Origin of the sequence: Acinetobacter sp. GWC1_38_13 (genome assembly GCF_001767535.1) — a bacterium.
Classification (GTDB): Bacteria; Pseudomonadota; Gammaproteobacteria; order Pseudomonadales; family Moraxellaceae; genus Acinetobacter; species Acinetobacter junii.
The window spans coordinates 1-14,438 of the sequence record NZ_MELG01000125.1 but is presented as its reverse complement, the minus strand read 5'-3'; the positions used below and the strand labels follow the sequence as shown (position 1 = coordinate 14,438).

Genomic DNA, 14,438 nt, shown 5'->3' with positions numbered 1-14,438 from the left:
CTAATCACGAACGTAGATACTTTCTACGCCGCCTTCATCTTCATCATCATCAAAATCTTCATCATCGTCCAAGTCAGCTTCACGCTGAGCTTTACGCATAGCACGATATGCTTCTTTTGCTGCGATGGTTTGTTCACGCGTTTCAGCTTCAAGCTGTTCACGTAATGCTTTAATTTCTGCAGCGTACTCTGGATCTTCAACTTCACGCTCACGTTGTTGCTCGATTTGATCCATTAAGTAATAAACAACTTCTTTAGTACCTTCTGCCATTAAACCAGAAGTTTTAAATACAGGACCAGTCCACTGTAATTCATCTAGAATGTGCTGACACCACTCATCTCTCGATTCTTCAGGAAGTTGATCAAGTTTATTTAGTACAAGAACAATCGGAAGTTTTGCTAATGTCGGAGAGAATTTTTCTAATTCAGCTAAAATTGCACGTGCATTATAAGCTGGATCTGAACCATCAATTGGTTGTACATCAACAATATGCAGAAGAATACGTGTACGCGCCAAGTGCTTTAAGAAGCGAATCCCTAACCCTGCACCTTCAGCTGCACCTTCGATTAATCCAGGAATATCAGCCATAACAAATGAACGATGACGATCTGCATCTACAACACCAAGATTCGGAACCATCGTTGTAAATGGATAGTCAGCAACTTTTGGTTTTGCCGCACTTACAGCACGAATAAATGTCGATTTACCAGCATTCGGCATACCGAGCAAACCTACATCTGCTAAAACTTTCAATTCTAAACGAACTTCACGGTACTCACCTTTGATCCCGTGTGTACATTTACGTGGTGAACGATTGGTAGATGATTTGAAGTGAGTATTTCCCAAACCACCATCGCCACCGTTTGCCACTTTTACACGCTGACCGTCAGCAACTAAATCACCAATGATGTCGCCTGACTCGGTATCTACAATTGTTGTACCAACAGGTACTTTTAAAATAATGTCTTCGCCACCACGACCTGAACAGTTCGCACCTGAACCATTCTTACCACGTTCAGCACGGAAACGTCGTGTGTAACGATAATCAACTAGGGTGCTGGTATCATCATCGGCTTGAATATAGATACTTCCGCCACGTCCCCCATCGCCCCCATCAGGGCCACCAAAAGGGACAAATTTTTCACGGCGAAAACTGGCTACGCCATTGCCACCGTCGCCAGCCTCTACGGTTATGACTGCTTCATCAACAAAGCGCATGTGCCAATCCTCTAAAATCTTAAAAGCGGACTATTTTGCCACATTTTAATAAATTTCTCGAATAGAATAATCAGCAAATGCATATCAAACGCTAAAAAAGAGTTTTTTGTTACCTTTAAGGCTTTACATTCTTCAATGGCAAATCCATTTTCATATCTAAATTCGCTTTTGTGTCTTGCACTGAGTTATACATGATTGCGTTGAATGAGGAAATATTACTCATATTGATAGCATCATTCATATAAAAGCTTGGCTTAAATTGATGTTTTACAGGAAGTGTAACCGATTCATCGAATCCAAAATGAACGGGACCATCAAACACAATTTTAACTGGAATGGTATATGTCCGCTTTAATTCAAATGGTATATCTAACTTAACTGGCACATTCAATTTGAGTGGAAATTTAGGCAATAATTTATTTTGATAAATTAAATCAGTGGATGTTTCAATAGGCATAAGCTCATCCACTTTCAACATCGTTTGATAATTAATGTTGACCGTAATTGGTGTTTCAACTTCAAAACTCAAATCAGCTAAATATTTTCCTTTTAACGGCAATTGCAATGTGCGATCAATATCTAAAGTAGTTTGTAATTGACCTTCAGACCGAACTCGTAAATGTTCCCCTACCTGAATTTTAGTTCCTAAAGATTCAGGCAATCGAATATCAGCTTGTTCAGCAGATACAATCAAAGATGCCTGAATATTCAGATAAAACCAAAATAAAATCGCCACTAACGTAGTGAGAATCACAAAACTGATCAATAAACTTTTAAGTGATTTGGTGATATCCATTACTCACCTATTTTAACTTCATGAGGTGATGCAGGCTCATCAACAGGTTGAGTTTTCACACGATCTAAATACATTGTAGATAGTGGAATTTTCAACTCACCGTCTGCAATTTTTACAGAAAGTGTATTTTTCACATCTACCGATGCACTTAACTCAGAAGTAATCGGTACGTTTAATTTTCCTTGAATTGGAATATTGGCATCAAGTTGTGCTTTTAGAGGAATATTTAGATTTTCTTTAAGCACTGTTCGTACAGGCGCATCAAATTTCAAATGAACTTTTTGATGTAAAGGAACTTGAATATCTATCGGCACAGCAAGTTTTAATGGAATCGTGCCTTTTAATGGCAACGTGACATCATTACCTAATATTTTAACTTGAACTTTGGTATCAATTGGTAAATTTTGATTTACCTGAATCGTTTCTTTAACTGGAATAGTTGTACTAATTGGTACGAGATTATCAAAATAAACTCTTGGTGTAAGTGTTTGTGTTAAAGGAACATTAAGCTGCTCATCTATTGGGATTTTTGCATTGACTCGACCAGCAACATCTACATTAAGTGCATCTTTTACTTTTACACGGACTTGCAATGGTTCTTGCAAATCAATCGCAACATCTTGATCTTTTAAAGGTATATAAATATTGAAGTGTTTAAATACCCACATTGCAATATAAACACCACATAGGTTTGCAACAATGATAAGACCAAATATCGCCAATAAACGTCTAAACTGCAACAATGAAGTAATCCTAACTAATCCTATCCCTTTGTGATTATTTTCGTCTATTTTAATGTTTTAATCTGCATAGATTCTGTAGAGTCAATTAAAAAGCCCAGTCTAAACTGGGCTTTTATTGTATAGCTTTGCTAACAAATATTATGCATTTGTTTCAGCAGGAACTTTTGCATAGCTCACGCCACACATTTGTTCAGCAATACGTAAAACTTGACAGCTATAACCCACTTCGTTGTCATACCAAACATAAGCAGTTAAACGGTTACCAGAAGTGATTGTTGCTTGCGCATCAAATACACCCGCAGTACGAGAACCGATAAAGTCACTAGATACAACCTCAGTTGAGTTTGTATAGCCAATTTGACCTTGTAGATTAGAGTTGATCGAAATTTGACGAATATATTCGTTTACTTCTTCACGATCTACTTCTTTCTCTAACGTTAAGTTCAAGATCGCAAGAGAAACGTTTGGTGTAGGTACACGTACTGAGTTACCAGTTAATTTACCTTTAAGTGCTGGTAAGGCTTTAGCAACAGCTTTAGCAGCACCAGTTTCAGTAATAACCATGTTTAGTGTAGCTGCACGACCACGGCGATCAGCCTTGTGATAGTTATCGATCAAGTTCTGGTCGTTAGTGAATGAGTGAACTGTTTCAACATGACCATTTAATACTTTGTATTTGTCATCTAAAACTTTTAATACAGGTGTAATTGCATTCGTTGTACAGCTTGCTGCTGAGATGATTTTGTCTTCATCTAAGATATCAGCTTGGTTCACACCAAATACAACGTTCTTCATGTCACCCTTACCAGGTGCAGTCAACACAACACGAGCAACGCCAGCGCATTGTAAGTGTTGGCTTAAACCATCAACATCACGCCATTTACCTGTGTTGTCGATAAGAAGAGCATTATCAATACCGTAAGCTGTGTAATCTACTTCGCTTGGGCTTGATGCATAAATCACTTTGATGAATTGACCATTTGCAATGATTGCTTCGTTTTCTTCATCAACTGAGATTGTGCCGTCGAATGTACCGTGAATTGAATCACGACGTAACAAAGAAGCACGTTTTGATAAGTCACCATCAGATGATTTACGCACAACAATCGCTTTTAAACTTAAGCCACGACCTAAACCAGATTGACTGATGATTAAACGCGCTAAGATACGACCAATGCGACCAAAACCGTAAAGCACAACATCTTTTGGCTCAGCAGCTTCTGAATTACCTTGGATAGAAGAAACAGCGTTTGCAACAAAAGCGTCAACATCACCACCTTGATTTTTATATTCAACAGCAAGTTTGCCGATATCAACTTCTGCAGAACCAATATTTTCAACTTTCATCAACGCTTCCAAGATTGGGAAGGTGTGAACAACTGAAAGCTCAACGTCTAACATACGTGTACGACGATGAGTTTTTAAAATTTGGATCACTGAACGGTTAATTAAAGAACGACCGTAAACAGAAACAACAATATTTTTCTCACGGTATAATTGACCAATTAAGGTAATCATGCGTTCCGCGATTTCTTCACGGTTTTTCCAACGACCTTGGTGTTCTGCGTGTAAGGCAATGATAGTTTCTTTGCTCACAGTTACGTCCTCTAATTTATATATACTGGGCGTGAATTTTAAAACGCCACAATTGTAATAGAATTATCATCAATATTGAATCAAAAGCTGCTAATCGGGCTAAGATTTTGTCCCAATTGACTATAAATTCATAAAATACCTATAATTATTTTTATGATTATTAGAAAATCATTTCTATTCAGGCAATACTCTTATCAATTCACTCACTCATAATCTTCGCAGCTCCCAAAAACAACTACACCTACTTCGTTATTCTACTTCATTGTTTGGTTTTATACGTTTGGGATAGTGCTTGAGGTTGACCTCAAGTTGATTCTGACGTCGTTTCTGCTCCAAGAGATGTAAAGTACCTTCTAAAATTAGCACCAATACTGCCAACCAAATAGGAATATAAGTCAGCCACTCTTCCGCACCAATTTTTTCACCAAGTAATAAAGACACAAGCGCCAACAAAACAGGCTCTAAATAGCCCAATAGACCAAAAATAATTAATGGCAAATATCGACTAGCTAAAATGTAACTCCCCAGACCAATTGCACTAAGTAAACCTAGACCAATAACCACAAAAAATAAACTTGGAAACTCTAAAAACTTCACATAAGGTGTTGCTCCTGTATGTGTAAGCAAAATAGCAATTGGCAGTATCAACAATAAATCCCACCAAAAACCACCCAAATTATCGGTATGTATCTGCTTTCTTAAAATAAAATAAGCGGCATAGCCTATCGCTACAAATGCGGTTTCCCAAGCAATACTTCCCAGTCGCCAAACCTCATGCCCCACCCCAAATACAGCTAGTAAAACTGCAACCCACTGAAATTTTGAGAGTTTTTCGCCATAAAGAACACTTCCTGCTAGCACTAAAACCAAAGGAAGCAGAAAATAACCTAAAGAAACTTGTAACCCCCGACCATGCATAGGCCCCCATAAAAACAACCAAAGTTGCGCTGAGGTAAGTATCGAAGTAATTATTAATAATAGAATTAAACTTGGCTTAGCTAATATTCTTTCAAAGATCGATTTGATATGAACCAAATCGCCACTCATCCACATAAATAAAGTTAAAAAAGGTAATGTCGCAATAATACGCCAACCAAAGGTTTGCTCACTATCGAGCGCACCCAAAAACTGAGTATAAAAATATAAAACACCGAACGTTACTGAAGCCAAAATAGAATAGGCTATTCCTTTAAACATTTTGAACCTCAGCGTTATTAGACGCCCTAATAAATACTTGACTTATCCACTATATAAAAATAAAAAAACCATGCAAGCATGGTTTCGAATAAGTATAACTTATTTATCGATGGTCGGGAAAAATTACATCGCTAACATCAAAACCTAGAGATTTTGCATAGTTTAAATATTCTAAGATGGTTTCTTTTTTAGGATTAGGGGTTCTAGATAATACCCATAAATATTTACGTCTCGGTTCACCAACTAAAACTGTTTGATATTCTTCATCCAATTTCAAAATCCAGTAGTCGCCACGTGCTAAAGGAATCCATCTAACACTTTCTGGTAAAAAACTCACACTTAATTTTGAGTTAAATGGAGCATTTACGACAAAGGCTTCGCCTATACTTTGCTGTAAATTTCCATCTTTGTCATAACATTTATTATCAACAACAATATTGCCATTTTCATTAAGTGTATAAGTCGCTGAAACGTTGTAAGCACATTTACGTTCAAAGAACATAGGTTTGCGTGCAACTTCGTACCATACTCCCAAATACTTATCCAACTCCACCTTATCAACAGTTGCTAAAGGCTTTGTTTGAGCATATGCAATTGTGCCGGCAGCCAAACCTGTTAGAACAACACCACCCACTGCAATTTTAGCTAGTCTCCAACTCGCTTTTGGAAAAGTTTTAATAAATGGCATGGGAAATCCTCAAAACAGAAATTTGTTATAAATAGTCATATAGTTAGCTTAGTAACATAGCCCAATTTATAAACAAAAACTGTTGCGATATGTATCATCTAACAGGATTTATCTCCACAATTATGACTGCAACATATGCGCTTTCATTCGAACAATCTCATCACGTAATCGAGCTGCTTGCTCAAATTGTAACTCTTTCGATGCTTTCAACATTTCCTTTTCCAATTTAGAAATGTGTTTTGCAAATAACTTTGGATCAGAGAGTAAGTGTTGCTCATCAGCACTGATTGACTGAGCTTGCTCAAGCACTTTTTCATCGATCTCATCATCACTGAGCACTTCGCCAGTATCAATTTCTTTAATGGTTTGTCGCACAGCACTGCGTGGTGTAATACAGTGAAGCTCATTGAACTCGATTTGCTTATTGCGACGACGCTCAGTCTCATCCATAGCCTTACGCATAGAATCAGTAATGCGATCAGCATATAAAATTGCTTTACCCTTCACATTACGAGCCGCACGACCAATAGTTTGAATCAATGACCGTTCTGAACGCAAGAACCCTTCTTTATCCGCATCTAAAATAGCGACTAAAGAGACTTCTGGCATATCCAAACCTTCACGCAACAAGTTGATCCCAACCAGTACATCATGCACACCTGTGCGTAATTCATGAATAATCTTTACACGCTCAACCGTATCAATATCAGAATGCAGATAAGCTACCTTGACACCATACTCTTTTAGATATGAAGTTAAATCTTCAGCCATTCGCTTGGTCAGTGTGGTCACAAGGACACGTTCATTGACTTGTTTACGAATATTAATCTCAGATAAAACATCATCCACTTGCGTCAATACTGGACGTACTTCAATTTCAGGATCAATTAACCCTGTAGGACGAACCACCTGCTCAACAATTTGTTCTGACTTTTCCAACTCGTATTGCGCTGGTGTTGCACTGACAAATACCGTCGTCGGAACAATGCGCTCCCACTCTTCAAATTTCATAGGACGGTTATCCAAAGCACTCGGTAAACGGAAACCGTAATTCACTAAGTTCTCTTTGCGCGAGCGGTCTCCTTTGTACATCGCCCCAATTTGAGGAACTGTTACATGCGATTCATCAATAATCAGCAAAGCATCTTCAGGAATATAATCAAACAAGGTGGGTGGTGCCTCACCTGCTCCTCGACCTGAAAGATGACGTGAGTAATTCTCAATCCCGTTGGTATACCCGAGCTGTTGCATCATTTCTAAATCATAGCGTGTACGTTGCTCAATACGTTGAGCTTCGAGCAATTTATCATTGTCTTTGAAAAATTTAAGCTGATCTTTTAATTCATCTTTAATCGTATCAATCGCACGGGTTAGATGATCTTTTGGTGTTACATAATGACTTTTCGGATAGATTGTTACACGAGGAACTTTACGCACCAATTTACCTGTCAAAGGATCAAACCATCGAATCGAGTCAACCTCATCATCAAACAGTTCAACGCGAATGGCATCTTGATCAGATTCAGCAGGAAAAATATCAATAATTTCACCACGGATTCGATAAGTACCGCGTAAAAACTCTAACTCGTTGCGTGTGTATTGCATTTCAACTAGACGACGAATAATGTCATCTCGGCTGACGCGATCCCCTTGCACGATATGCAATAGCATTTGCATATAAGCATTTGGATCACCCAAACCATAAATCGCCGATACTGAAGCAACAATAATTGCATCTCTGCGTTCTAATAATGCACGAGTTGCAGAAAGTCGCATCTGATCGATGTGATCATTGATCGCTGAGTCTTTTTCAATAAACGTATCTGAAGAAGGAACATAAGCTTCAGGTTGATAATAATCGTAATAACTTACAAAGTACTCAACCGCATTATTTGGAAAAAAGGCTTTAAATTCTCCATAAAGCTGTGCTGCTAGGGTTTTGTTATGTGCCATGACGATGGTTGGGCGTTGTGTTTGAGCAATCACATTTGCCATCGTATAGGTTTTTCCAGAACCTGTTACCCCTAACAACAATTGATTGCGAAAACCTTGCTCAATTCCTTTGACTAATTTTTCAATCGCCTGTGGTTGATCTCCCGCGGGTTGGTAATTTGTCACTAAGTCGAAAGGTTGATTTTCGCTCACAAGCACACTCTTTGATAAAATTTAAAAATAGTTTAACAAATCAATCTGGGCTAGTTGCTGCTTTTCAAGTTTAGTTGCATTTTATTAATAAGGTAACAACTGCCCATCCCAATTTAATAATTTCCCATGCTGATGTTTAGATAAGTTGTTCATCACGGCAATTAACCGATCGGCAGTTTGCTCAGCACTATATAATTTTTCTGGTGAAATATTGCGTTGGAATGGTTTAGATAATTCTGAATCCGTTGTTCCTGGATGAATACTTGCCACGAGAATATTTGAAGATTTACGTGCCCATTCAATACTTAAATTTTTAATGAACATATTCAGTGCGGCTTTGGTCATTCTATAGCTATACCATCCTCCTAAGCTATTATCCTCCAAACTCCCGACTTTAGCCGACAAGGAGAGCCATTTTAGATCATAATTTTTATTTAGAATTGGGGCTAAGGCTTGTGCAAGATGGACATGAGTCATTACGTTTTGTGACAAAGATTTATAAATCCATTCATCTCGAATTTGACTTAACATTTTCTCAGGCATATTAAGATCTTCATGCAGCACACCTGCACAACAATAAATTTCTGAAACCTGAATATGATCCAAAAATTCTCGTACATGGTCTATTTGATCTGGGTCTGACAAGTCAGCTTGTAAATCACATTCTCTAAGCTTCTGGCGACTAATAGCATAAACTTGCTTTATAGGTTGATGAATTAACTGTTTAAAAAGTGCATGACCAATTCCACCTGAAGCCCCAGCAACAACGATACTCATTTGGATCACCTAAAGATTAATCATTTTTCAAACTTGAGCTTAGACAATAAGATGTGAATTTCATGTCACGAGAATTTTATCGCAATTCCCTTAACTGATTTGAAATAAAAAAGGCACTTAAGAATTTGAAATTCTTAGCATAACAATTAAATATTTTTTTACTTGACCCTATTACAAATCAATAGCAACATGGTTGCAACGACAACGCAAAATACGAATTCCAATGACATATCAATACCATGACGAAACAATCATTACAGAGCTTCCAGAAGACACTGTTTTTGTTTTTGGAAGTAATTTAGCAGGTATTCATGATACTGGAGCTGCACGTATAGCTGCACAACATTTTGCGGCGGTAAAAGGTGTTGGTCGTGGTTGGGCTGGTCAAAGTTTTGCTATTCCAACGCTCAATGAACATTTGCAACAAATGCCTCTTCCACAGATCGAACATTACGTTAATGATTTTAAAATTTATACGAAAAATCATCCCAAAATGAAGTATTTTGTGACTGCTCTTGGATGTGGAAGTGCGGGTTATAAATTTTCGGAAATTGCACCATTGTTTGAAGGCATTTCAAATAATGTGATTTTCCCACAATCCTTCAAACCCTATTTAGAACCTGACCGCAAAAGACTTTTCCCAACATTGACTCAAGAATGGGTGAAAGCTTTTATCAAAAATGAAGTTATTTTTTTTGATGAATACGGTTATGAATCTTATGAAGAAGCTCTCAACACGACTTCGTTGTCACCTGAACAGCAACAAATTGCATTACAAATTTTAAAAGAACCGATGTACCCATGTGATCGGTATGATCGTGGTCGTGAATATGAAATTAACGATACGCTCAAACATTTATCTAGCTTATTTAATTTTGATGAAAATGACGAAAAACCGATGATTTTCATTGGGACGATTATTGCATTGATGGAACTATACGAATTTGATGAAGATGACTTCATTCACCTATGGAATGGAGATATCCGAATTGATCATAGTGTAAATCGTTAATTGATAAGATCAGCTAAACCAAATCCCACAATAATGACAAATACAAGATTTGGTTTACATGGTTCTCTATTCGATAACTGACACACATTGCTGCGTACATAATTGATTTACATCAATATTATTACAAAAAATTTTAGCTTTCATCACACTGACTTATTTCTTTCATACTTTATCCGCCTATAATCAACATCTGATGAATAAAAAGCACACATAATAAGGATCAGATTGTGTGATTAAACTTAATCAATAGGGACATCTGAATGAAAGCTCAATCTCGTAAATTTATTGTTGCAACATCTGCAATTTCGATCATGGCTTTAAGTTATGCTGCGTTTAATCAAAGCAATACAAATCCAACTGCTCCAGTTAAAACCAACTCGATCAATCAAAGTACAACAAACTCTCTATCTACAACTCCATTATCAGTCGCAACGCCCAAATTAAAAAGCACGATTCAAGCCCCAACAAATTCAAATACACCGATTAAAAATCAATATATTGTGGTTTTGAATCCATTATCTGAGTTACCGAGTACAGCTGCCAAAAATATCGCTCAACAATTTGGTGGGAAAATTCTATTTGTTTATTCAAAAGCAGTTCGCGGCTTTGCGATCAGTATTCCTGAAACAGCAAGTGAGCAATTTATTCAGGCAATGCAAAGAAATCCTCAGGTTAATTTTATTGAGCAAGATGCTGTCATACAAACCAATCTAACCACACAGTCAAATCCTTCATGGGGCTTGGATCGAATTGATCAAAACAATCTACCACTTAGCAAAAGCTTCAGTTATGAAAATACTGGTGCAGGTGTTAATGCCTATGTTGTAGACACAGGAATCTTGTCAACACATCAGGAATTTACAGGCAGAATTCAAAATGGTTTTAGTGCGATCAATGATGGTCGAGGGACAGAAGATTGTGATGGTCATGGCACACATGTAGCTGGAACTTTAGCAGGCACCACATATGGTGTAGCTAAAAATAGTCTTATCACCCCAGTGCGCGTTCTAGACTGTAATGGCTCTGGTGCAATGAGTGGCGTCATATCAGGCTTAGACTGGATTATTCAAAATGGTCGCAAACCCGCTGTAGTGAATATGTCACTGGGTGGTAGTGCATACAGTACATTAGATACTGCTGTTGATAATCTCGTGAATAACGGTTTCGTTACTGTGGTCGCTGCAGGTAATTCAAATACCGATGCATGTAATAGCTCACCTGCACGAGCGGCAAAAGCAATTACAGTTGCAGCAACAGACAGTAGTGATAATCGTGCAAGTTATTCAAACTACGGAAGCTGCGTAGATTTATTTGCACCAGGTAGCAATATTGCATCAGCATGGATTGGTAGCAACACAGCGACAGCCAATTTAAATGGTACTTCGATGGCATCACCTCATGTAGCTGGTGTCGTTGCAACTTTATTAGAAAGCTCCCCTACAGCGACTGTTCAAACGATAACAACTCAGTTACTCAGCTCTGCTAATGCGAATGTTGTATTAAACGTTGCTGGTAGTCCAAATAAGCTTCTTTACAACACTGTGTCGAGCGTAACTCAGCCGACTACTCCGACTTCGATTGTTAGAATTAGCCAATTAACTGGTTCTTCTGTAATCGTTTCAAAGTTAGGAACATGGCGCGCTAATGTCATTGCAACTGTGACTGATTCAAACAATTTACCAATCGCAAATGCGACAGTAAGTGGAGGTTTTAGTGTTGGAGGAACATCAGTAAATTGCACGACAAATTCACAAGGTCAATGCCAATTGAACAGTGGTAATATCAGCCGATTTACGAGCAATACCAAATACAGCGTCAAAAATATTTCAGGTACTAATATGACTTACGCTTCTAGTAGTAATATCGTAAGCTCAGTTACCATTTATCGTTAATAGATAGAACGATTATAAAAAAACCTCGCAAGCTGGGAGGTTTTTTATTTTAATCACACTGTGACTTGATTAACGCTTGCCCATTGAGCGACGTGTGCCACGTGGTGGCATCCAAGTACGATCAGCATACTGTTCAGGTTTTGGTCTCACCTGATTGTGTGTTGACTGCTCATCTGAGTCATCTTGCGCAGATGGCATCGGGAAAGGTAATTTCACCAAAGCTTTTTTGGCTTTTGGTTGTTGCGTACTCATTAAAATTCTCTCGAAATCTAAATTTCTAGCGGCTATTGTAAAGGATTTTTGATATTTTGATAAAAATAAAATATGTAAAAAACAAAATCCTATAAATCTCCAGTATTTGGTAACTTTTTATTCGATTAAGGCAACTTTCGACCACACCTCAGCTTATTTGAGCTAAAATATAATGCTTTTTATTTTTTAATCCCATAAGAAGGAATAATGCCGTGGACGTACGTCTATCTGATCGTGTAAATGCTATCAAACCGTCCCCTACACTAGCAGTTACGAATAAAGCTGCAGAGCTTAAAGCTGCTGGTAAAAACGTGATTGGTTTAGGTGCAGGCGAACCAGACTTTGATACACCTCAACACATCAAAGATGCAGCAATTGAAGCGATTAACAAAGGCTTTACAAAATACACAGCAGTTGACGGCACTCCAAGCTTAAAAAAGGCGATTATTGCGAAATTAAAACGTGATAACAATTTAGATTATCAACCTAACCAGATTTTAGTATCTTGTGGTGGTAAGCAAAGTTTCTTTAATTTGGCTCTTGCGCTCTTAAATAAAGGTGATGAAGTCATCATCCCTGCACCATTTTGGGTAAGTTATCCAGATATGGTGATCATCGCTGAAGGTACACCAGTGATTGTAAAATGTGGTGAAGAACAACGCTTCAAAATCACACCTGAACAATTAGAAGCTGCGATCACACCAAATACTCGTTTGTTAGTACTTAATAGTCCTTCAAACCCAACAGGTATGATTTATACCAAAGCTGAGTTAGAAGCTCTTGCTGACGTTCTACGCCGTCATCCGCAAGTTTTAATTGCATCAGATGATATGTATGAACCAATCCGCTGGGAAGATGAATTCTATAACATCGCGACGATTGCTCCTGATTTATACGACCGCACTATCGTACTCAATGGCGTATCTAAGGCTTATGCAATGACAGGCTGGCGTATTGGTTATGCTGCAGGTCCAGCAAAACTAATCGGTGCGATGAAAAACATTCAATCACAATCTACATCGAACCCAACTTCAATTTCACAAGTTGCAGCTGAAGCCGCATTAAATGGTCCACAAGACGTCCTTCAACCTATGATTGAAGCATTTAAGCGTCGCCATGACTTGGTTGTGAATGGTCTGAATGAAATCAAAGGTATTTCTTGCTTACCAGCAGATGGTGCATTCTACGCATACGCAAACATTCGCCCATTGATTCGTGCTAAAGGCTTAAAATCTTGCACAGAGTTTTCTGAATGGTTGCTCGAAGAAACTGGTGTGGCAGTTGTACCAGGTGATGCATTTGGTTTAGGTGGCTTTATGCGTATTTCATACGCAACTGCTGATGAAGTGTTGGTAGATGCTCTAACGCGTATTAAAAATGCTGCTGATTCAATCGAAGGCGTTGATGCTGCAATTGCTTCTATTGAAGCAGAGAAAACAGCTTAAATCCTAAAAAACAAATAAAAAAGACCTGTCTTGTACAGGTCTTTTTTATTTCAGAAATATTAAACCCGTTTTGGACGACTTAATGTCAAATAATGACAATAGAAAGGGAAACTTTCGTTCAAAGCGATTTCTTGGACTTTATTTTCTAAAGTATTCCAAGCATATGCATAGGCTTGTTTAAATAAACTATGCTTTTTAAAAGCGAAAAGAAATAAAGAATTTCGACCATTTACCCCATCTTGTGTTGGCAACAAATAATGCGATTTTGCTAAGGTCTTAAGCTGATGCTCAGTCCATTTATCACCTAGCCAAAGTTGTAATAAATCACCTAAATATAAGCGTTCATCACTAAAACTTGCGAAATGAATATTTGCACTTTCTACGACTTGATAATATTGGGAAGGATCGTTAATTATATTGAGATAATTTTGCTTATAGAAAGAAAAATTTGAAAAAATAGATTCAATACGAAGAGTAGTCATTTCGACCTCCGATTTAGCCATTTTAGTGCTGGCAAGTTGGGTTAAATCCACACTGTTTAGACTGATCTAAACACTTTCTTAAATCAAAATCTAACAACAGCCTCATCAAAATTCAAGTTTTTTTTATAGACTAGGACTTACGCATTGACGGATTCAAAAAAGTACTAAAATACTTTATAAAGTATCTGTGATCAG

The 14,438-nt window shown here is 37.7% G+C and carries 13 protein-coding genes; 3 read left to right on the top strand and 10 right to left on the bottom strand.

Annotated elements, in window-relative coordinates:
• From cgtA to A2003_RS13690, 8 genes are all read right to left on the bottom strand, one after another.
• Positions 1-1,218: an Obg family GTPase CgtA gene (gene cgtA / locus A2003_RS13725; RefSeq protein WP_004913416.1), complete on the bottom strand. Its 1,218-nt coding sequence runs from the start codon at positions 1,216-1,218 to the stop codon at positions 1-3.
• 115 nt (positions 1,219-1,333) lie between these two features.
• Entirely contained in the window at positions 1,334-2,014 is a 681-nt protein-coding gene (locus A2003_RS13720) for a hypothetical protein (protein WP_004913418.1), read from the bottom strand.
• Positions 2,014-2,757 (bottom strand): MFS transporter, encoded by a 744-nt coding sequence (locus A2003_RS13715; protein WP_286687504.1) that lies wholly within the window; start codon positions 2,755-2,757, stop codon positions 2,014-2,016. Before A2003_RS13715 ends, A2003_RS13720 begins: the two co-directional genes overlap by 1 nt.
• A gap of 138 nt (positions 2,758-2,895) precedes the next feature.
• A complete protein-coding gene (locus A2003_RS13710; RefSeq protein ID WP_004953105.1) occupies positions 2,896-4,353 on the bottom strand; it encodes a glyceraldehyde-3-phosphate dehydrogenase in 1,458 nt (485 codons plus the stop codon).
• 249 nt (positions 4,354-4,602) lie between these two features.
• Positions 4,603-5,550, bottom strand: a complete 948-nt coding sequence (gene rarD / locus A2003_RS13705) for an EamA family transporter RarD (RefSeq protein ID WP_286687503.1) — start codon at positions 5,548-5,550, stop codon at positions 4,603-4,605.
• Positions 5,551-5,653: 103 nt separating this feature from the next.
• Complete coding sequence (locus tag A2003_RS13700) at positions 5,654-6,238, bottom strand: lipocalin family protein (protein ID WP_125272368.1); 585 nt, start codon at positions 6,236-6,238, stop codon at positions 5,654-5,656.
• A 120-nt stretch (positions 6,239-6,358) separates the two neighbouring features.
• Complete coding sequence (gene uvrB, locus A2003_RS13695) at positions 6,359-8,383, bottom strand: excinuclease ABC subunit UvrB (protein ID WP_194597454.1); 2,025 nt, start codon at positions 8,381-8,383, stop codon at positions 6,359-6,361.
• An 84-nt stretch (positions 8,384-8,467) separates the two neighbouring features.
• The gene (locus A2003_RS13690; protein WP_204378799.1) at positions 8,468-9,160 is read right to left on the bottom strand and encodes an SDR family NAD(P)-dependent oxidoreductase; all 693 of its coding nucleotides are present in this window, start codon (positions 9,158-9,160) and stop codon (positions 8,468-8,470) included.
• 223 nt (positions 9,161-9,383) lie between these two features.
• Between A2003_RS13690 and A2003_RS13685 the strand changes: the two genes are divergently transcribed.
• Both A2003_RS13685 and A2003_RS13680 read left to right on the top strand, forming a co-directional pair.
• Positions 9,384-10,172, top strand: coding sequence for an A1S_2505 family phage non-structural protein (locus tag A2003_RS13685; protein ID WP_087540049.1), 789 nt, complete (start codon positions 9,384-9,386; stop codon positions 10,170-10,172).
• A gap of 260 nt (positions 10,173-10,432) precedes the next feature.
• A complete protein-coding gene (locus A2003_RS13680; RefSeq protein ID WP_286687502.1) occupies positions 10,433-12,064 on the top strand; it encodes a S8 family peptidase in 1,632 nt (543 codons plus the stop codon).
• 69 nt (positions 12,065-12,133) lie between these two features.
• On the opposite strand, the gene A2003_RS13675 is transcribed toward A2003_RS13680, so the two are convergent.
• Positions 12,134-12,316, bottom strand: a complete 183-nt coding sequence (locus A2003_RS13675) for a hypothetical protein (protein ID WP_004913435.1) — start codon at positions 12,314-12,316, stop codon at positions 12,134-12,136.
• Positions 12,317-12,528: 212 nt separating this feature from the next.
• Between A2003_RS13675 and A2003_RS13670 the strand changes: the two genes are divergently transcribed.
• On the top strand, positions 12,529-13,761 hold the full coding sequence (locus A2003_RS13670; protein WP_004953091.1) for a pyridoxal phosphate-dependent aminotransferase: 1,233 nt from the start codon (positions 12,529-12,531) through the stop codon (positions 13,759-13,761).
• A gap of 59 nt (positions 13,762-13,820) precedes the next feature.
• On the opposite strand, the gene A2003_RS13665 is transcribed toward A2003_RS13670, so the two are convergent.
• Positions 13,821-14,243: a hypothetical protein gene (locus A2003_RS13665; protein ID WP_286687501.1), complete on the bottom strand. Its 423-nt coding sequence runs from the start codon at positions 14,241-14,243 to the stop codon at positions 13,821-13,823.
• Between the last annotated feature and the right edge of the window lie 195 nt (positions 14,244-14,438).

What these genes read in the sequence shown, in the direction of transcription:
- cgtA (WP_004913416.1), bottom strand. Translation starts at nt 1,218, where the DNA reads ATGCGCTTTGTTGATGAAGCAGTCATAACCGTAGAGGCTGGCGACGGT.
- A2003_RS13720 (WP_004913418.1), bottom strand. Translation starts at nt 2,014, where the DNA reads ATGGATATCACCAAATCACTTAAAAGTTTATTGATCAGTTTTGTGATT.
- rarD (WP_286687503.1), bottom strand. Translation starts at nt 5,550, where the DNA reads ATGTTTAAAGGAATAGCCTATTCTATTTTGGCTTCAGTAACGTTCGGT.
- A2003_RS13700 (WP_125272368.1), bottom strand. Translation starts at nt 6,238, where the DNA reads ATGCCATTTATTAAAACTTTTCCAAAAGCGAGTTGGAGACTAGCTAAA.
- A2003_RS13690 (WP_204378799.1), bottom strand. Translation starts at nt 9,160, where the DNA reads ATGAGTATCGTTGTTGCTGGGGCTTCAGGTGGAATTGGTCATGCACTT.
- A2003_RS13685 (WP_087540049.1), top strand. Translation starts at nt 9,384, where the DNA reads ATGACATATCAATACCATGACGAAACAATCATTACAGAGCTTCCAGAA.
- A2003_RS13680 (WP_286687502.1), top strand. Translation starts at nt 10,433, where the DNA reads ATGAAAGCTCAATCTCGTAAATTTATTGTTGCAACATCTGCAATTTCG.
- A2003_RS13675 (WP_004913435.1), bottom strand. Translation starts at nt 12,316, where the DNA reads ATGAGTACGCAACAACCAAAAGCCAAAAAAGCTTTGGTGAAATTACCT.
- A2003_RS13665 (WP_286687501.1), bottom strand. Translation starts at nt 14,243, where the DNA reads ATGACTACTCTTCGTATTGAATCTATTTTTTCAAATTTTTCTTTCTAT.